The organism is Rheinheimera sp. 4Y26 (genome assembly GCF_025245835.1).
Lineage (GTDB): Bacteria > Pseudomonadota > Gammaproteobacteria > Enterobacterales > Alteromonadaceae > Pararheinheimera.
This window is the reverse complement of sequence record NZ_JAOBWS010000009.1, coordinates 1-18,984: the sequence shown is the minus strand read 5'-3', so window position 1 is coordinate 18,984 and position 18,984 is coordinate 1. Positions and strand designations below refer to the sequence as shown.

Annotated in this window: 12 protein-coding genes; 6 read left to right on the top strand and 6 right to left on the bottom strand. The window is 50.3% G+C overall.

Annotation, left to right across the window (positions count from 1 at the left end; translation table 11 throughout):
• Nucleotides 1-6 precede the first annotated feature (6 nt).
• The 6 genes from N3Z11_RS12230 to N3Z11_RS12205 form a co-directional block, all read right to left on the bottom strand.
• Entirely contained in the window at nucleotides 7-906 is a 900-nt protein-coding gene (locus N3Z11_RS12230) for a hypothetical protein (protein WP_260657467.1), read from the bottom strand.
• A 76-nt stretch (nucleotides 907-982) separates the two neighbouring features.
• Nucleotides 983-1,465, bottom strand: coding sequence for a type II toxin-antitoxin system RatA family toxin (locus N3Z11_RS12225; protein ID WP_260657466.1), 483 nt, complete (start codon nucleotides 1,463-1,465; stop codon nucleotides 983-985).
• A 1-nt stretch (nucleotide 1,466) separates the two neighbouring features.
• Nucleotides 1,467-2,756, bottom strand: a complete 1,290-nt coding sequence (locus tag N3Z11_RS12220; RefSeq protein WP_260657465.1) for an aspartate aminotransferase family protein — start codon at nucleotides 2,754-2,756, stop codon at nucleotides 1,467-1,469.
• Between the two features lie 14 nt (nucleotides 2,757-2,770).
• The gene (locus N3Z11_RS12215; protein WP_260657464.1) at nucleotides 2,771-3,901 is read right to left on the bottom strand and encodes an acyl-CoA dehydrogenase family protein; all 1,131 of its coding nucleotides are present in this window, start codon (nucleotides 3,899-3,901) and stop codon (nucleotides 2,771-2,773) included.
• Nucleotides 3,898-5,538, bottom strand: coding sequence for an aldehyde dehydrogenase (locus N3Z11_RS12210; RefSeq protein WP_260657463.1), 1,641 nt, complete (start codon nucleotides 5,536-5,538; stop codon nucleotides 3,898-3,900). The genes N3Z11_RS12215 and N3Z11_RS12210 overlap by 4 nt, the downstream gene beginning before the upstream one ends.
• A gap of 326 nt (nucleotides 5,539-5,864) precedes the next feature.
• The gene (locus tag N3Z11_RS12205) at nucleotides 5,865-8,207 is read right to left on the bottom strand and encodes an efflux RND transporter permease subunit (RefSeq protein ID WP_409566868.1); all 2,343 of its coding nucleotides are present in this window, start codon (nucleotides 8,205-8,207) and stop codon (nucleotides 5,865-5,867) included.
• A gap of 941 nt (nucleotides 8,208-9,148) precedes the next feature.
• Between N3Z11_RS12205 and sbnA the strand changes: the two genes are divergently transcribed.
• The 6 genes from sbnA to N3Z11_RS12175 all read left to right on the top strand — a co-directional run.
• Nucleotides 9,149-10,147 (top strand): 2,3-diaminopropionate biosynthesis protein SbnA, encoded by a 999-nt coding sequence (sbnA, locus tag N3Z11_RS12200; RefSeq protein WP_260657461.1) that lies wholly within the window; start codon nucleotides 9,149-9,151, stop codon nucleotides 10,145-10,147.
• A 44-nt stretch (nucleotides 10,148-10,191) separates the two neighbouring features.
• Entirely contained in the window at nucleotides 10,192-11,208 is a 1,017-nt protein-coding gene (gene sbnB / locus N3Z11_RS12195) for a 2,3-diaminopropionate biosynthesis protein SbnB (protein WP_260657460.1), read from the top strand.
• Complete coding sequence (locus N3Z11_RS12190) at nucleotides 11,202-13,427, top strand: amino acid adenylation domain-containing protein (protein ID WP_260657459.1); 2,226 nt, start codon at nucleotides 11,202-11,204, stop codon at nucleotides 13,425-13,427. The genes sbnB and N3Z11_RS12190 overlap by 7 nt, the downstream gene beginning before the upstream one ends.
• On the top strand, nucleotides 13,421-15,895 hold the full coding sequence (locus N3Z11_RS12185) for a penicillin acylase family protein (RefSeq protein ID WP_260657458.1): 2,475 nt from the start codon (nucleotides 13,421-13,423) through the stop codon (nucleotides 15,893-15,895). The genes N3Z11_RS12190 and N3Z11_RS12185 overlap by 7 nt, the downstream gene beginning before the upstream one ends.
• Nucleotides 15,892-17,574 carry a cyclic peptide export ABC transporter gene (locus N3Z11_RS12180; RefSeq protein ID WP_260657457.1) on the top strand — a complete coding sequence of 561 codons (1,683 nt, stop codon included), beginning with the start codon at nucleotides 15,892-15,894 and terminating at the stop codon, nucleotides 17,572-17,574. Before N3Z11_RS12185 ends, N3Z11_RS12180 begins: the two co-directional genes overlap by 4 nt.
• Nucleotides 17,575-17,584: 10 nt before the next feature.
• On the top strand, nucleotides 17,585-18,984 hold a 1,400-nt coding region (locus N3Z11_RS12175), incomplete at its 3' end, for a condensation domain-containing protein (RefSeq protein ID WP_260657456.1).

The following is an 18,984-nucleotide window of genomic DNA, read 5'->3' as shown; positions in this document are numbered from 1 at the left end:
TCTGATTTACTTTCTGGTTTTTACACAGCCAATTTCAAATTCTTTGCCATAGAAGCGGGCGAGAATATTGTCTGATGTTGTATACCAAAAAGCCTTGTATGCCCGTCTTGTTAAGAACTCACGCAACCATTTCCAGCGGCTGAAACCAAGCAGGACCATGATGCGGGGAAGCGGAAACTGCTGAAGGGCGACAAATTCAATTTTTGTCGTGCCATCCGGCATGCGGGACAAAGATAAGTAGCTGTCGTCGGCGACTGTTGATGCATTTGGGCTACAGACAGTTCTCATCCAGTTGACCACATGATCATTGTGGTATTCCTGAAACTCCAGCTTGTAGACATCCAGTTCATCTTTGCCCAAAAATGCCGAATAGTCCGGTTGTGCCAGTGCGGCAATACGTTCAATTTGCAATACAGGGCGGCCTTGGTCGTCGCGTTTTAATACTTCGGTATTGATGCCGATAACATCCCTGAAACAATCACCCACCCGGCTGATATCTACTTTGCTCACCAACTCGTCATAATTGATATTGACGTAGCGAACGCCGTAAAACTGCACACAAAGTTCGCCGTCATAATGATAAATCCACTTCATGCCGTCACTGGACAAGGGCAATGGCTTCAGCCTGTCGGCAACTTGTTGTGTCGATGATTTATCGTATTGAAAACCAGCGGCTTTAAACTCGGTTAAATCCAGTTTGATCGGCAGCAGCTTACGCGGGAGGCTGTGTTTGGCAAACATGATGCGAAACGCGCGGCTCAATTGCTTCAAACCTACGTCAGTTGCGAGGCGGCCCTGAGGCACGGTCTCATCTGAAGCATGATGCAAATATAACTGCGCTGCCGTGGACTTTGCAGGTTGCGAAAAATTGTTTTTATTACTGGCCAGACTTTCCTGATTACTCATCATAAACCCCATTAAGTTCAAATGATTGACATGGCCGTCGGCAAAAGGATATTGCCGGCAGCACTCACCTTAGGCATTAAGCCGTCGTAAGTTCCTGCTGCTTGCTGGCAGCCGGGTCCAGAAACACAACCTGTTCACCGAACAGGCCGCGCAGTATCTCTTTGGTGACATCGGTTAACACCCGCTCAGCGACCGGATCAACAATATTCGCCAGCGAAGGTACGCCAAAATCAAAATCGACAATCAGAGATGCTTTGACACCATCCGGCTCTGCAACCAATACCCAGCCGCCAAAGAACTCATCAAAGTCCCCTTCAATCTGATTAAAATCCAGTCGTAATTTATGACGGCGGAACCAGTCCTGTTCTGTCCAGCGCAGCAAGCCGTTGCGAAATTTGACGACCCAGCTGCTGCGCACATTGTCTTCGTCATCTTTTTCAACATCGACTGAGACCACAACATCCACTAAATCCGCGTAGTGCCGGAAGTCGGCTAAGGTATCAAACACATGGTTTGCATCAGCGCCCGGAATAAAAGAGTGAATTTCAACATGCCGCATTTTAACAAGCTCCTACAGACTCGACGGTCGTATATTGGTTTGCCAGCGCTGCACAAGCGCCATCAAAGGCATTAAGTAAAAAACTGACTTCTTCATCAGTCATAATTGCCGGAGGGGTGAATCGGAGTACCTTACCGGCATTCAGCGAATAATTGACCAGGACATGACGTTCAATCATTTCGGCCAGCAGCGCACCGGCAAAACCGGCACCTTTCATTTCAACACCAATCAGCAGTCCTGCTCCACGCACTTCTTCAACCAGATAATCACAGTGTTTTTGCACTATTTCTTTCATGCGGCTTAAAAGCACTTCGCCAATTTGTGCGGACCGGAAAACCAGATCTTCTGCCTCTATCGCTTCGACCGCTGCTCTGGCTGCCGCCATCGCAATGGGCGCTCCTGAGAAGGTTGAGGTGTGAATAAACGGATCTTTGTTAAATGCAGCAAATGCCTCCGGCGTGGCAACCATCGCTGACACCGGCACTATGCCACCTGATAAGCCTTTGCCAACCAGCATAATGTCCGGTGTTACGCCTTCCCGGTCGGCCGCCCACCAGCGACCTGTTCGTCCCATGCCGCTTTGAATCTCATCAAAGACTAATAAAGCGCCATAACGCTGACAAAGTTCCTTGACCTGTTGCAGATATCCTGCCGGTGGGATGCGGACTCCGCCTTCACCCTGAATCGGTTCGAGAATGACGCAGGCTTGCGGGCCTGTTTTCAGTTCCATTTCCAGAGCGTTGCTGTCACCAAAAGGGACAGTGCTGACGTTGGCCAGCAGCGGCAGGAACGGATTCTGATAAAGCGGATTTGCGGTCACCGACAAAGCGCCAATGGTTTTACCGTGGTAGCCGTTTTGTGTTGTGATTAACCGTGTTTTGCCAAGAGTACGGGCCAGTTTAATTGCCGCTTCAGTTGCCTCTGTGCCTGAACCTGCAAAATGGACATGTGCCAGCCCTTTCGGAACGACCCGGCACAAGGCTTGTGCCGCCAGTGCTGCTTGTGGCTCCAGCAATATTCTTGAAGCAATCGGATTGGTCTGAATTTGCTTAATCACCGCAGCTTCAACATAAGGGTGACGCGCACCCAGTAATAACACGCCATAACCACCGGCATTCAGATAACGTTGGCCATCCAGAGTTTCAACCCAGGCCCCTTGTGCGGCAACTTCAGTTTCTGTGCCGAACACATCTGAGACTTTTGCGCGTCCTTTGGACAAATGACGCCGATATAATTCAGCTATTCTGGCGCTGTTAAGTTGTTCGATGTCTCTCATATGATTCGCTGACATAATTTTTCCCTGACTTAAACCATCACCCACTGTTGACCTTCATACCAGTGGAGCAGCGATTGCATCGCACTATTACGCGACGGCGGATGAAAACCGATAGCGTGGGTGGCTGAGGCGAGATAGGACACATCAGAGGACCGGATAAACGCCATGCCCCCTAACAGTTCGACAGACTTTGCCACTATTGCCTGAATGTTATCTGCGGCGGCAAATCTTGTGATCAGCGCCCGGGATAATGCATCTTTGCCAAAATCCCCGAGATCCAGATTCCGGGCGATCGCATCGACCAGCAAGTTTGAACTTTCCAGTTGAATACACAGTGATGTTCGGTCCTGCACAGTGCCGCGGCCGCTTGCCATCACTTTTTCCACCAGCGCTGATGCAACGCCGAGGTAACAGGCTGTCAGTAACATTTCAAACCAGACATAACCCAGCGTCTGCAAATCGTTGTCCTGCGACTGTAACTCGGCATCGAGTTCAAACACCAAATCGGGATGAACCTCCACATCCTGCAGAATCACCGCATCGGATTCAGCGCCTCCCAGAATCCAGGAGCTCCAGAAGGGTTCCACCGAAATGCCTGGTGATTGTGCCGGGATCAGCGCAACACCCACCGATACCCCTTTTTCAGGATGTTCAAGCTGCAGGCTGGTTGTCAGCAGGTCCATCGAACGCGCCAGGCTGCAGGGTTGTTTTTTACCTGTGACACGCCAGTTCCGGCCATCCCAGACAGCTTTCATGGTCGGGGCCAGAATACTCTGGCCGGCATGACCTTCGGCAAATGCAGATGACATCAACCTTTGTTCGGTGGCGATACCATCCAGTAGCATCCATTCCGGGCCATCACTCGATTCAGCCAATGCGATCAGGCTGGCCACAGAAAACTGATGCATAGTGGTCGCCAGTGCCAGTGAAGGCGAGCGTGATGCCAGTGCTCTGGTCAATAAGGCGGCCTGTACCGCCGTAGCACCTTTACCACCATGAATTTTGGGAATAAGCAGACCCGCACCACCGGCACTTTTGTACATCGAAAGTGACGGATTTCCCGGACTCTCTAACGTCTGCAACGGTATCGCTGCCAGTTTGGCATCCAGGCCGGGTAAAAATTGTTCCAGGGTTTCCCTTTCTTTTGCCAGCAGTCTCATATCACCCTCGCAAAATCATCCAGCGCAACTTTGCTGTGCTTCTCTTCTGAAAATGATGTTGATTCAAAAACGGCCTGACTGGGTTGGACGTTCTCCGCAATACTGATGCCCTGTAAATGAGAGGAGCGCAGCAGCGGGTAGTTCAGCTCACCAAATGGACCTCCGGTCAGACCGGTTCCGCCGTGTGTTGCCAGCCAGGGCGTAAAGCCGATATGTGAATCGTTAATTTTCAGCAAACCACCATTATTTACTTTACTGACGACCTGCGAGATAACAGATTCACTGCTGGTCCAGAATGAGTTGCGCAAACCATATTGGTTGTCGTTGATGAACTGAATGACTTCATCGAGTAAGTCAGCATGATCAACTTCAGGAATCACCAGAGGCAAAAGCGGGAAGAAAGTTTCTTCCGAGACGCTGGACATGCTGCGGGCTTTTGTCAGGCTGTCGATGCGCAAAATCGTCGGTGCAATAAAAGGACCGGTTTGTGATGGCTGACCATCCAGTTCGACCCGATGACCACCTGTAAGCAGACGGGCGCCAGCTTCAGTTGCTTCCTGCAGGTAGCGGAAATATTCGTCGGTGCGTAGTACCGGGGAGAGCAGAGCATTACTGTCTTCCGGGTAGCCTGGTCTGATGCCAGCCACTTTCTGCAGCAACAGCGCTATTAATGGTTCGGCAATATCCGGGTGCAGGATGGCATATTTAGGCACCATACAAATCTGACCTGAACCAAAAAAACACTCTGTCAGCATTTCTGCGGCTTTGCCAAGGTCCGCATCCTTCCAGACGACACAGCCATCTTTGCCTGCAAGCTCCAGGATGGGTTTTTTGCCGCGTGACACTGCATCAATACCAAGCTGAATACCACGCTCGCTGCTACCAAAATAAAAAATGTCATTGACCAGCGGACTATCCAGCCACTGCTGCAGGATATTGCCTGAGTTGCCACAAACAATGCTCAGTACTCCGGGTGGTGCCCCCAAATCTTCCAGTATTGGTGCCACGATGTCACGCCAGACATACATCACACCATAAGCACAGCTGCGCGGTGCTTTGACGACCAGACAATTACCTGCAACCAACACAGCAAGACCTCCGACTGAGTTAGAGGCGGCGGCATTTTGTGGTGGACTCAGGACTACAACACCATCAGGTTTGCGGACCAGCAGCAATCGGCGTGGACCAATTTTACGTTCTTCATGCAGTTGACGTTCCCACAGTTCCAGCGATTCATATGATGAACATTGCAGAATGCCGGCGACTTCCCATTCGGCTAATTTGCGGGGGTGACCTTCGGCTATCAAGACATCAATAAATTCCTGCTGTCTTTTTTTCACTTCGAGGTGAAAACGGCGAGCCAGCTCCAGTCTTTTCTCTAATGGGAATGCAGCCCACTGTGCAGTTGCTGCTTTGGCTTGCACCAGCGCCGCATCCAGTTGCTCCTGAGTGCTGATGGAACAGCGGGCGACAACATCTGGTTGTTGAGCACCATCGTCGCGCAAGCCTTTTTCTAAACCACGCTTCAGTTTTACGCTGGCGACAAAATCGTTAAGCACTGCCGAAGCGCGGATTGAATAAACCCACGATTCTGATTGTTGATCTGTACCTGCAATATAAGAGTTGTATGATCGCATAAATATTCCAATCTCTGTCTTTTCCCGATGAAAGAAATAGTACTTTGTTGATGAACACTGGGATGTTCATGTCGCAACGCCATTGGCGAGCCTCATTCTGTGGCAATACACCACTTTTACATTGTGTCTGTACAATCTGGTCAGCCGCTGATTCAATGCTGTGATTGTGCAGACCTTGCCTGCCATTTGTGGTGTACCAGATGACGCCACTTCATCCGCTGGTGCACAGGTGAAGGTATGGCTAACCCTCTTTGACTCAGGCATCCGTTATCCGTTGCGGACTGCCCTTGCCTGATCCACCCGCAGGCCTTTCTGACACTCTTTTCTTATGGTTCCTGACGCAAATCGGCACTGCTGATGACCGGGCTTTGTAGCGATGGCGTCAGGGAGCGTTGCTGTGCCGTACGTCGATCGAAACTGAGCAAAAATGCCGGAAACAGAATCATGCAGGTGAATAAAGCTACCAGAATAATCAGTGCCGTCAGCATTCCCATGTCTGCATTAAGCCGGAATGATGAGAACAGCAGAATGCCAAAACCGATGATCAGCACGACTGAAGTTGTCCAGATGGCAAAGCCAATATTCGTCAGCGTCAGTTGCACCGCTTCACTGGTATTGTGGCCCTGACTACGCGCACGCCGGTAGTTACAGATAAAATGGATGGTGTCATCGACAATTAAACCCAGCGCCATACTGGCAACAACAGAAAGACCTAAATTAATTTCGCCACGGTAAATCCCCCAAATGCCAAATCCGATGATGCCGGGAATAAGATTGGCCAGCAGGCTCAGACAACCGATTTGCCAGCTGCGGAATACTATTGCAAGCAACAGTGAAATCAGGGCTATTGCAAGGGGTAAACTCAACAACATCGAATTCATGTTGTTTTCACTGATGTGGGCAAACATCAAGGCAGCACCAGACAGGCTGTAGTTGTAATCTGTTCTGGTTTCCAGGTAGTTTTGGATGCGTTTTTCCAGTTCAATCAGCTCTTTACTGCCCAGATTGCGGATGGTGGCGCTGGATTTGACGGCACTTTTATCAATGTCAACCAGATTGCCCATATCAAGTCCCTTTGGTAGGGACATTTCGTAAAGAAGCAGATATTGCGCCGCTAATTCCCGTTGTTGTGGCAACTGATCATAGCCAGCCTGGTCACCGTTCATGTTTTTGTTCAGTCGTTTGTAGATGTCAGTCACACTGACAACATGCACAATTTCCGGTTGCAGGCTGAGCCATTCCTTTAATTCTTGTACCCTTTGCAGAAATTCAGGGGTATTAATGCCACCCGGTTCGCCCGATTCCAACATGATGTCGATGGTCATACCCGGAGACAGCCGTTGTTCCATAAAGTCATTGGCCTGGCGAAAGGTTGTTTCAGGCGAAAAATACTTCAGGGGTTCGTCATTCACCACATTCAAACTTAACGAAAAACCAGACATTACTGTGACAATGAATCCGGCAGCGAACACGGGCTTGTGCCATTTGAGCAAGAAAGTGCCGAGCAGATTCATCGCTTTTTTGTCTGAACGGGCGGGTTGCACAGGTGCCGGCAAAATGGCCAAAAGAGAGGGCAACAGGGTCAGACTCAGGGCACAGACAAGTATCACACCAAATGCGGTCAGGTTGCCCAAATCCCTTAAAATCGGAACTTCGGAAAAGTTGAAGGTCAGGAAGCCGATGGCGGTTGTGACACTGGTCAGAATTACCGGAACAAAATTATGGCTGACGGCGTACTGGACAGCTTGTTCTTTTGCCATACCCAGGCGTTGCGCTCTTTGCATCGACAACACAAGATGCACGCTGTCAGCCACAGCTAAAGTCATAATAAATATGGGAACATTGACCGTGGTCACACTGATAAAGTACCCAGTCCAACCGGCCACACCCAAGGTCATGGTAATAGAGCTCAGAATGACGACCAGGGTTGCCAGTGTGGCATAAACGGAATTGAGCAGCCAGAGCAGCATCAGCACCAGGGCTATAAACATCAGTGGGATCAATCGGATGGAATCCTGCTCTGCCTCCATAGAAAAAGAATAATTCAGGGCCACTACACCGGTCAGGTAAAAATCCACTTGCGGATGTTTTTGCTGGTACTTGTCGATTAATGCGCTGACGTGCTGGTAGCTTTGCCGGATATCGGCGTCTGAGATAGTGTCAGGAAACTTTAAGCTGATGTTGATGGCAGTGACAGTGCCATCCTTTGAAATAAGTCGTTGCAGCAGCAGTGGTTCCTGCAGGCTGATCTGGCGAATGTTGTTGATCACATCAGGGGTAAGCTGCTGTCCGGATTCAAGTAATGGACCTACAACCAAATCATCCTGTTGTCCTGCAGAATGCTGAAAGTTAGTTAATGAATCTATCCGCAGCGAATAAGGTGTTTGCCAGAGTTCTCCGGTCATTTGCTGCACCAGTGCCAGGGTGTCTGCTGAGAATACCTGGCCATCGCGCGGGGCTATGCCGACCAGCAGATTATCACTTTTATTAAACTGTTTTTGCATGGCTTCATAGGTAAGAAGCTGCGGGTTGTCAGGCTTAAAAAATGTCCGGTAATCGCCACGAAAATACAGCTTACCCGCACCGGCACTGACTAAGCCTGCGAGGATGAGAGCCAGAATCAGGACAAGCCAACGATGCTGGGTCAAAAGCCGATAAAAACGCGTCATTTCCATCAGGTGCGAAAACCTATAATAATTTGACTTCAACTTAAAGTCTGACTTAAGAATTTGCTGCAGTAGCCAGCTTGTATCCGAGAGATAAACAGGTTCCGGGCGGAAGGTCTTCTTTCGAAACTTTAAAATAACTGAAAAAGTACTAATGTAAAAATAAAATTTAACTTTTTATAAACGGTCAGACCACTTACAGCTCACAAAGTGCCGCCACAGTAAACAGAGGGTCATTGCAAATATCTCATACGTGAGATCATCTTTTTTTGCCTGAATGTCTTAGCTGAAGCCTGCTGTTGACCGCCCAATAACCTGAAGATTATGTTATTGCCGCAAATCACAGGTGGTGCAACAAAGCAGGGTCCGGAAGCGGCTTTGCAGTGTTGAATTGGTTTTTCTGTATCAGCTTAAAACAAGTTTCTGCAGCTGGTTTGGGAATATGTCAGCTCAGACACAGATGTCTGGTTAACATGCAGGGTGACAAGCCACTCAACAGCAACCGGCCAGAGAGTGAATATGTATTGATATTAACGGGCCGCTCTATTGCCTGTCCCTGAGATGACTGGGCTGACCAGTCTGGGTTGTAAAAAAAGCTGGTGACATCACGATATTTTTTGTTAATGTTTAGCCGCAGTTTAATCCGAAAAATGCAAAAATATGGGTTTAGCTTAGGGCTAACGGCTGCAGGAAGTAGCACCCGGCATCGTTGTCTGCCACCGCATAATCATGGTCTGCTGGCCGGAAAAGACGATTTTATCCGGTTTCTTGTGACCGGGGATTGCCGGTAATTTCAGACCTCTATTTGAAACAGAACACCCGACCACAGTAAAACAGGTCAGCTATGCTGCCCAAAAACCCGGATAGATGTGACCAGGCTCTGGATGACAAGCCGCTTCAGCACTGTGCCCCATCTGGAAACTAACTTTGTTAAAGGTAAGTGAATGATTTTCGATACTCTGGCTGAAGTGAATTGTGATGAAATCTTTTTGCAGCTGCACGACTTTCTGCCGCGGTCGCAGTGTTATGTCAAACTGGAAAACCTCAATCTGGCTGGTTCGGTGAAGCTCAAAGCTGCAGTGGCCATGATTGACGCGCTGGAAGCTGAAGGCCGGTTGATGCCCGGGGGCGAGATTGTAGAATCTTCATCAGGCAATCTTGGGGTGGCTCTGGCCATGGTATGTGCAGAACGGGGTTATAAGTTTACCTGTGTGACCGATCCAAACGCTTCACCAAAAAATATTGCGCACATGAGAGCCTATGGTGCCGACATTATTGTGGTCGAACAATTCAGTAGTGGCGGCTTTGTGAAAGAACGGCTGAAGATTGTTTCCGCTTTACTGGCACACAATCCGGCAATGATTTGGACAGATCAATACTCCAACAAACACAATGCGCAGATCCACTTTCAGACAACTGCCAGTTCCATTCATAAAAACATCCCTGACATCGATTATCTGTTTTTGGGTCTGGGGAGCAGCGGAACCTTTATGGGATGTGCACAATACTTTGCACAGCACAAACCCGACGTGAAAATTATTGCCGTGGATCCGGATGGGTCAATTTTGTTTGGCCCGCAGGCGAAGCCCAGATATGTCCCTGGCATAGGCGGCAGTGTACGGCCAGCCTTGCTTGACCCCGATATGGCCTTTGATTCGGTCACTGTCACAGAGGCTGATACCCTGGCGATGTGCCGGCAGCAGGCAAAACAACGTGGCTGGTTAATTGGTGGGTCAACCGGCACTGTGCTGGCGGGCATACAGCAGTATCAGGCGAAGATCGCTGCGGGCAGTAAAGTGGTGATGCTGGCGGCGGATTATGGCGGAAACTATCTGGAAACCATCTACAACGATGATTGGGCCGGGATGGTGACGGCCAAAAGCCTCCAATCTCAGCAGGAAAAACAAACAGCGCAAAGCCCGGCCGGGCACGTTGTGGTGTGATAGTTCCGCACAGATTCTGAATAAACAAAAGGGTTACCCCATCCATGGTTAGCAACAGTTTCCGCATTCTTGGCCGACAGGACATTCAACAGATCATTACAAAGAGCTATCCTGCCCTGGAGCAGCTTATTTGCGACCTTTACCGGCAGCATCACCAGGGTAAAACTATTAATCCGGACAGTTATTTCCTGAGATTCCCCGAGCAGCCGCAAAACAGAATTATTGCATTACCTGCTCATCTGGCAGAGGCGCCGGCTGTGTCAGGTATAAAATGGATTTCCAGTTTCCCGGACAATATCCGGTTGGGTCTGCAACGGGCATCCGCAACACTGATCCTCAACGATGGCGCCACGGGTTTTCCTTTTGCTTGTCTCGAAGCTGGCCTGATTAGTGCGGTCAGGACAACGATCAGTGCTGTTGCAGCGCTGGGTTATTTAAAACCCGGACCACGGCATATCAACTGTCTTGCAATTATTGGCTGTGGATTTATCGCTAAACATCTGACCGACAGTTTGTTTGCGCTTGGCTGGACTGTGGGGCGGCTGAAGCTGTATGACCTCGACCACAGTTATGCAACTGCCTTACAAAGTGTGCTGAACGCAGGGGCGCAAGGACAGGCTGAGGTGGTCACCTCGCTGGCTGCAGCTATGGATAACGCCGACGTCATAGTAACGACAACCACAGCGGCACAACCTTACATCAGCGATGCCGGATTATTGCAGCATAATCCTGTAGTTCTGAACATTTCGCTGCGGGATTTCTCCGCTGAATTAATGTCGCAGGCAAATAACATCACCGATGATATTCAGCATTGTCTGAAAGCCAATACTTCGTTGCATCTGGCTTATCAGCAACTTGGTCATCATGACTTTATTCATGGGCATTTTGGTGATCTGCTGTCGGGCAATCTTCAGCTTCAGCCGGATAGGCCCACTATTTTTTCGCCTTTTGGTTTAGGTGTGCTCGATGTGGCTGTTGGCCGTTATGTGTATGACGAAGCCTGCCGGTTAAACCTCGGCACTGTCATCGACGACTTTTTTGGTGTTCAGACAAGATGGTAGTTTTTCATCCGGTGTTATCCGCCAACCCTATCTGCTTTCCCGATTTAACAATGAATTTACCGGGTTTCTGCCGGAAAGATCCGGCGCAAGCTGATGACCAGATCTATTCATGTCACTTTGATGCCGGGCTGAGTCAGCAGGTTCGTTTATTTTGTCAGCAGCAACAAGTGCCGGCAGATATGTTGTTTTTTAGCATTCATCTGGCCATGTTGTCCCGTATCTGCAACCAGCCAGTGAGCCAGAGCCTCTGTCATCTGGGGGATGGGGCCGCTCAGCCGCTGGCCTGGAGTCAATCGGATTGGCCGGCGGATATCTGCTGGCTGAATTTTATCCGCGAAGTCACAAGGGCCGGCACCACATGGCTTGATGCTGTTGAACACCCGGTAGCAAGTAGCGGACAAAATGGCCAGCCGCTGCCGGTTTTTGTTTGGAAGCCTTTACCTGGCCTTGTGCCGCAGCTCTGTGCTGCGATGCAGACACCGGCCTATGTGGTCAGTGTTGCCAGCCCGGACAGCGCTGCTTATGTCTGTGAATTCCGTTTGTTCCGCGGCCAGTTACCGCAGATGCAACTGCAATCTTATGCAGAGACTTTCCAACATCTGGTTGCTGTTGTGACGGCAAATCCACATGCCCTGATTGCTGCGGAACAATTCCATCCACCACGTATTTTGCAACAGCTTGAGCTGGGCTGGCAGTTCCATACTGCTTCGCTGGATACCATGCCGTCTCTGCCTGAGATTCTGTTAATGCAAGCCGAAACCCGGGGCAGCGACATCGCATTTCAGTGTGAGCAGACTCAGCTGACATTTGCGCAGTGCAGCCAACAGGTATTCATGCTGGCCGGCGGACTGCAGGCCGCAGGAGTGATGGCCGGCGACAGAGTTGCCGTCTACTGCGAGCGTGATCTTGAGTGGGTTGTGATTCAACTCACCTGCATGATCACAGGCGCTGTTTATGTGCCACTTGATCTGCGTTTCCCGCCAGCCCGCATCGCGCAGATGATTTTGCATTCTGCTGCCAGACTTGTGGTGACCGCTGGTGATACCGCAGATCTGACCGCAGTGCCAGGCTGTGAGACGCTGGATATTAGAGTGGTCTCATACGCAGCACTGGCTGCTGGACCCGGTGCAGATCCTAAGCAGTTGTGCCAACAATTTTCGCCGCTGCAGGTGGCTTATATTCAGTTTACATCAGGCACAACCGGCGTCCCTAAAGGGGCTATGGTTGAGCATCTTGGTATGATGAATCACTTGCTGGCAAAAATGACAGAACTGGAACTGAGCAGCAAGGATGTGATAGCACAAACCGCGTCGCAGTGCTTTGATGTGTCGATTTGGCAGGTGTTGGCCGGATTATATTGCGGGGCCAGAACTGTGATCTTCCGCGAAGAAATGATTTGGGATTTACTGAGCCTGATGCAAATGGCGGCAGACAATGCTGTCACTATCCTTGAGGTTGTTCCTTCGTATCTTGAGCTGTTGTTTGATGTCCATGAATTGAGTGATCAACGCTACTTTTCGGCGTTGCGATATCTGGTGGTTACAGGTGAGCGCCTGACAGTTGGTCAGGCCGCCCGCTGGTTTAAATATTATCCGCAGATACCTCTTGTTAATGCTTATGGCCCAACCGAAGCTTCTGACGACATCACGCATTTTAAAATCAATCGTGAATTTCAGGCCGAGCGTATTCCTATAGGTTATCCAATCGCAAACGCAGCCATTTATATCCTGGATGAATCATTGGCATTGTTACCCTTTGGCAGTATCGGGGAAATTTGTGTCGCCGGGCCTTGTGTCGGCCGTGGTTACATTAATGCACCTGAAGCGACAGCGCGCGCCTTTGTCACAGTGTCGATCTCAGGACAGCCAACCCGGCTATACCGAACCGGTGATTTTGGCCGCTGGCTACCGGAAGGGGGGCTGGAATATTATGGCCGGCGCGATGAGCAGGTGAAAGTCATGGGGATCCGCATTGAGTTGACAGAAATTGAGCAACAGCTGTCCTTATTGGACTGGATTAAAGATGTTGCCGTGGTCTGTCGTGATAACAGGTTGTTGTGTTATTACACCAGTGATGACAACAAGGTCAGGTCGGCTCAGGCCATCAGGGCAGACATTGATCAGATGTTACCTGCCCATTTGATCCCTGCCAGATTTCACCGGCTGGATAAAATGCCGGTGAACATGAATGGCAAAATAAATAAGGCGCAGCTGTGTTAACCCGGGAAGACGGTTCAGGATTTAGTCTGCAACAAGACGATCGCCGCAAGCCGCTGCTGAGCCGTTTTGTGCTGCTGATTTTATTGCCGCTGATTATTGCTGGCGGCTATCTGGCCAAGGTGCTGGTGCTTGACGCCGTCCCGCCGATGCATAGTGAAGTCAGGCTGCCGCAGTTGTCAGGCCGCACCGTCATTGGCAGGGATCAACATGCAACTGTCTATATCCGGGGCGGGCAAATGGCGGATGTGTACTTTGCCACCGGATACGCCCATGCCCAGGACCGGCTCTGGCAACTGGAGCTGCAACGGCGGCTGAGTCAGGGAAAACTCAGTGAAGTGTTTGGCAAATCTATGCTGCAGCGTGATATTTATGTCCGAAGTCTGGGGATCCAGCAAGCTGCGGCCCTGAGTTACCAACAGCTGGATCTGGCAGTGAAGCAAGCATTGGATGCCTATGCCGCAGGGATCAACGCCTGGCTGGCAACAGCACCGGTATTGCCGGTTGAATTTTCATTACTCAATATTCAACCTGAGCCATGGACTGCAGTTGATTCTGTGGCCTGGAGCAAAATGTTTGCGCTGAATTTGTCAGGAAATTACCGTGATGAAGCGCAGTTTGTGCTTGCCAGACAGTACTTGTCTGATGATCAGTTGCGTTTGTTTTATCCGAAACCTGAGTGTAAAACGCACTGTCAGCTGCTCAGCGAGGTACAGCCGCAGGCCAGCCTGTTACTCGATACATTGGATCAGCTGAAAATGGACCATGGCATTGGCGGGCGTTATGTTGGCAGTAATGCATGGGTGGTTGCCGGGAAACACACGGATTCAGGCGGCGCGATTTTGGCGAACGATCCCCATCTGGGTTTACAACAACCTTCTTTATGGTATGCGCTGGAACAGCGGTTTCCAGACCTCACTGTCAGTGGTATGTCTTTGGTTGGATTGCCTTTTGTCATCTTCGGGAAAAATGATCATATTGCCTGGGGGGGCACCAGCATGATGGCTGATGTTCAGGATTTATATGTAGAAAAGGTAAATCCGCTGGATGGCAGGCTGTATTGGCAACATGGTCGCTGGCAACACTTTAATACGGCGGAAACTGTGATTAAGGTCAGGGCGGAATTTCCCGATATGGTCAAAGCTGAATTGCAGCCGGTTCGGGTGATGCTTCGAAGCACTGAACGTGGACCCGTGATCAGCGACCTGATGCCGGGCAGCTCCGGTGTGTTGAGCTTGCAGTGGGTGGCACTGCAAGGTGCTGACCGGAGCATAGAGGCGTTCTACCGGCTGAACTTTGCCCGCAACTGGCAATCCTTCACTGCAGCCTTTTCCGACTACAAAGCGCCGGCACTAAATCTGTTTTATGCCGATGTTCAAGGTAACATCGGCTTTCGCGGTATAGGTCAAATCCCCGTCAGGCGCCACGGCACAGGACAGGTGCCACTGCCTGCGGAGCAGCATCCGCAGAACTGGCAGGGATATATTCCTTTTGCCCAAATGCCCGCTGAATTTAATCCGGCCTCAGGTATGTTGTTTAATGCAAACAACGCCAATGTAAGCGGGGATTATCCTTATTTTATCTCAGACCATTTTGCGCCGCCGGACCGTGCAAACCGGATTAAAGCCCTGTTGCAGACCGGCGCTAAACTGAGCATCGCTTCGATGGCCGCTATTCAGGCGGATGTGATGGACTTATCTGTTGATGGGTTATTGCCGGTATTTGCCGCTGTACCTGGTGTCACAGAACGGCAGAAAAAGGTGATTCAGCTGCTGGCGGCCTGGGATCAACAGGCCTTCACCGACAGTGTGGGTGCCAGTATTTATTACGGCTGGGCGCGCAATGTCCGTCAGCAGATGTTTCAGGATGAACTGGCGGGTTACTGGAATAAAAGTGCGGAGGCGGCCCAACTCAAAGTATTGCCTGATTTGCTTACTGATACACAGATTGCCGGCTTGTTGCGCGAAAACAGCGTCTGGTGTGATGATGTCACCACCGCAAAGGCCGAGACTTGTGCCGACGCTCTGCTGCGGTCGCTGGATAGTACAGTGCAGGAACTGGAAAAACTTGCCGGGACGGATTTGCATGACTGGACCTGGGGAAAGTTACACCAGGTTGAATACCAGCACACGCCATTTAGTCAGATAAAGCCGTTAGATCAGTTATTTGAGATCCGTTTCCCTGCTGCCGGCAATGTGCATACCGTGAATGTTGCTGCAGGCGCCTTTGATGCCAGTCAGGGTTACCGCAAAAACTTCGGCGCCGGGTTCCGTCAAATAATTCAGCTGTCCCCGACAGAGGTGAAGCATCATTTTATTAATTCAACAGGGCAGTCCGGCCACATCGCCAGCCTTTATTATTCAGATCAAAACAAATTGCTGCAGGATAATGCTTATCTTTCATTCGGGGTGTCGGGAAGGACAAGGGACACTGTCCTGTTACCCCTGTCAGCGGTGGGCAGCGCACCATGAGTTTTGTGTCTTTACTCAGTCGTTACGCGCCGAACCGGGTTTTTTTCTCGATCCTGATGGGCTGTCTGGCAGGTCTTTGTTATGCCCTGATGATTCCGTTGATTATGCTGAGCATTGAAACTGCAGATCCGCAGTTTCCGGTACTGGCAGAACAAAACAGTCGTTTCTTTTCCTTTGAAGTGACAAATCCGAAACTGGCCGGCCTTTACATCAGCTGTTGTTTGTTGATTTTGCTGTTGCGCAGCAGTTCGGAAATTGTGCTTTACCGTTTGGGTGTGGATTTTGCGCGCAATATCCGCGAGGTGATCTATCGCCACATTTGCGCTGCGGCGGTTGAAAGTGCAGAGCGGCTGGGCCCGGCCAAACTGATTGCTGCAATCAATATTGATGTGCCGCGTATTGTGAACGGTGCCAGAATTATGCCGGCGGTTTTTATTAACTCAGTGACTGTCATTGGGATGCTGGTGTTTTTGTTGTGCATTAACAGCAATATTTTTTATCTGGTGATCGCAGCAATCTGTGCAGGTGTGGTCATTTATCAGGTGCCGGTTTCGGCTGGCCGCCGGGTGTTTGAGCAAAGCAGAGCTGTGCATGACAATGTGCAGGAATCCGTGCGGGCACTGATTTATGGTCAGAAAGAATTAAAACTTGATGCTGGCAAGCGTCAGAAATTCATGCAGGACATTCTGCTGAAATATGAATACCAGCTCGCAGCCTCTGAGAAGTTAGGCCTGACCATGACGAGCGCCGCCGTTGCATTAGGCGATTTAATGAGTTTTTTTGTTATTGGCGCAGTGGTGTTTATTTTCGCGAATTACCATGCCATAGATGCGCAAACCATGGCTGGTGCCATTATGGCGTTATTGTATATTTCAGGGCCAGTCGGCATGATTCTGAACTCGGTGCCGAGTCTGTCTGTGGCCCGGGTATCACACCGCAAAGTGCTGTCTTTGCTCGATAGCCTGCCACCGGAAGCGTGCTGGCAGCTTACAGGCCCGGTACGTGAATGGCAGCATCTGGTGTTCACTGAGATGACCTACCATTATCCGGCCAGTGGCGGTGATCCGGGTTTTAAGGTGGGGCCGCTGAATTTTAGTATCAACAAGGCGGAAATCCTCTTTATTGTCGGCGGCAATGGCAGCGGCAAGTCGACAATCAGCAAGCTTATTACCCAGCATTATTTGCCAGCCAGCGGTGGGATTCTGCTGGACGGTGTGCCATCAGATAACAGGAATATTGCTGCACTTCGAAGTCAGACCTTTGCGATTTTTTCAGATTTTTATCTGTTTGAACAACTGCTGATCGAGCTTAATCCTGCCTTAGAAGCAAAGGCGCGGACTTTATTAATCAAGCTGCGCCTTGCTGACAAAGTCCGGATCGATGCGGGGCGTTTCTCCACCACTGCACTGTCTGACGGGCAAAGAAAAAGGCTGGCGCTATTGGTGGCCTTACTGGAAGACAAAGCGCTTTATCTGTTTGATGAGTGGGCGGCAGACCAGGATCCTGAGTTCAGAAACATTTTTTATACCTACTTTTTGCCCGAACTAAGACAACAAAATAAAGCCGTGGTTGTGATTAGTCATGACGAAAAGTATTTCCCAATTGCCGACCGGGTGATGTATGTCGAAGCCGGTACTGTGAAACATATTACGCGTCAGCCAATGCAGCGGCTGGTATAAAGGGGTTGTTATGCCTATCTCTCCACAGCTTTTTCCGTTGACTTGTACTCAGGCGGATATTTATTTTGACCAGCTGTATTACTCTGCATTGCCTCTTTACAACGTTGGTGGCTACATCCGGTTGCCGGCGCTGGATATAGCACAGCTTTGTGCGGCACATGCCGCCCTGATTCAGCGCTGGGATGTCTTTGGGATCAGGATTATCAACACGGCAGAAGGCCCAAGGCAGTACATCAGTGCAGAGCGGACTCTGACTCTGGAGGTGATTGATTTTAGTGAATTACCCGATGCGGACGCTGCTTTACAGTCTTGGTATCAGCAACAAATACAGCAACCATTCCCGCTGCATGATGAGGAAATGTTCCGCGCTTATATTGTAAAAGTCAGTGCAGACTCAGTGCATTATGTCGGCATGGCTCATCATCTGATCATGGACGGCTGGGGTTTTGCAAACTGGGCCAGAGAATTAGGGCGGCTTTATAACGGCGAGCCGGCGCCTGAACAGGAGATGGTGAGCTGGCAGCAGGTGGTCGGGCTGGAGCAGCTGTATTTAAACAGCAGCCGTTTTGTGAAGGACGAGCAGTTCTGGCTGGAGCAGTTTCCTGCAGCTCCGGATAATGTATTTAACAGAAAGCCGGGCCAGACCGGTAGCCAGCCAAGCCTGAGATTGCAGCAGCAACTCCCTTTATGCCTGCAGCAGCAAGTACAACAATTCTGTGACCAATACGGATTGTCGGCAGCGACTTTTTACCTGGCGGTATTTGCTGCCTATCTTGGTTTCAGCCACGATTTGCCGCGATTGGTATTGGGGCTCCCGGTGCATGGCCGCAGCCGTTTTAGCGAAAAACTGATGCCGGGAGTTTTTACCAGCATGAGCCCGTTTGCGGTGGCGCTGGACAGCCAGCAGGACTTTTTGAGTTTTGTGTTACAGCTGCAGGCCGGACTAAAGCAGAATTTTCGTTATCAGAAATATCCTTTGAGTCATCTGATGCAGCATTTAACAACAGCGGGCCATAAGCCAAAGTTGTTTGATGCCGCCTTCAACTTTCTCGAGCTCGACAGTCAGTTTAGCCTGAACGGGCAGGCGGCGGAGCTGGTGTATTTATCGCATGGCTACGAACAGTTGCCCCTGCTGCTGAATATCTGGACTGAAAAGAGAAGTCAGCAAGCGGATATTCTGCTTGATATCAACCTGGCTTATTTTACTGAAAAAGAAGGTCAGAGGCTGATAGCCGGAGTGCTGGCTTTATGTCAGCAGGTGCTGGCGTTCCCCCAACAATTGTTGAGCCGTTATCAGCTGGTCAGTGCAGCCGAAATGGCACTATTGACGGCCTGGAACCAGACAGCACAGCCTTATCCGCAGCAGCAGAGTGTGCCGGGTCTGGTGTTTGCGTGTGCCAGACAGCAGCC

Excerpts from the sequence above, each read along its gene's own strand:
- N3Z11_RS12230 (WP_260657467.1), bottom strand. The coding sequence starts at position 906 with ATGAGTAATCAGGAAAGTCTGGCCAGTAATAAAAACAATTTTTCGCAA.
- N3Z11_RS12225 (WP_260657466.1), bottom strand. The coding sequence starts at position 1,465 with ATGCGGCATGTTGAAATTCACTCTTTTATTCCGGGCGCTGATGCAAAC.
- N3Z11_RS12220 (WP_260657465.1), bottom strand. The coding sequence starts at position 2,756 with ATGTCAGCGAATCATATGAGAGACATCGAACAACTTAACAGCGCCAGA.
- N3Z11_RS12215 (WP_260657464.1), bottom strand. The coding sequence starts at position 3,901 with ATGAGACTGCTGGCAAAAGAAAGGGAAACCCTGGAACAATTTTTACCC.
- N3Z11_RS12210 (WP_260657463.1), bottom strand. The coding sequence starts at position 5,538 with ATGCGATCATACAACTCTTATATTGCAGGTACAGATCAACAATCAGAA.
- N3Z11_RS12205 (WP_409566868.1), bottom strand. The coding sequence starts at position 8,207 with ATGACGCGTTTTTATCGGCTTTTGACCCAGCATCGTTGGCTTGTCCTG.
- sbnA (WP_260657461.1), top strand. The coding sequence starts at position 9,149 with ATGATTTTCGATACTCTGGCTGAAGTGAATTGTGATGAAATCTTTTTG.
- sbnB (WP_260657460.1), top strand. The coding sequence starts at position 10,192 with ATGGTTAGCAACAGTTTCCGCATTCTTGGCCGACAGGACATTCAACAG.
- N3Z11_RS12190 (WP_260657459.1), top strand. The coding sequence starts at position 11,202 with ATGGTAGTTTTTCATCCGGTGTTATCCGCCAACCCTATCTGCTTTCCC.
- N3Z11_RS12180 (WP_260657457.1), top strand. The coding sequence starts at position 15,892 with ATGAGTTTTGTGTCTTTACTCAGTCGTTACGCGCCGAACCGGGTTTTT.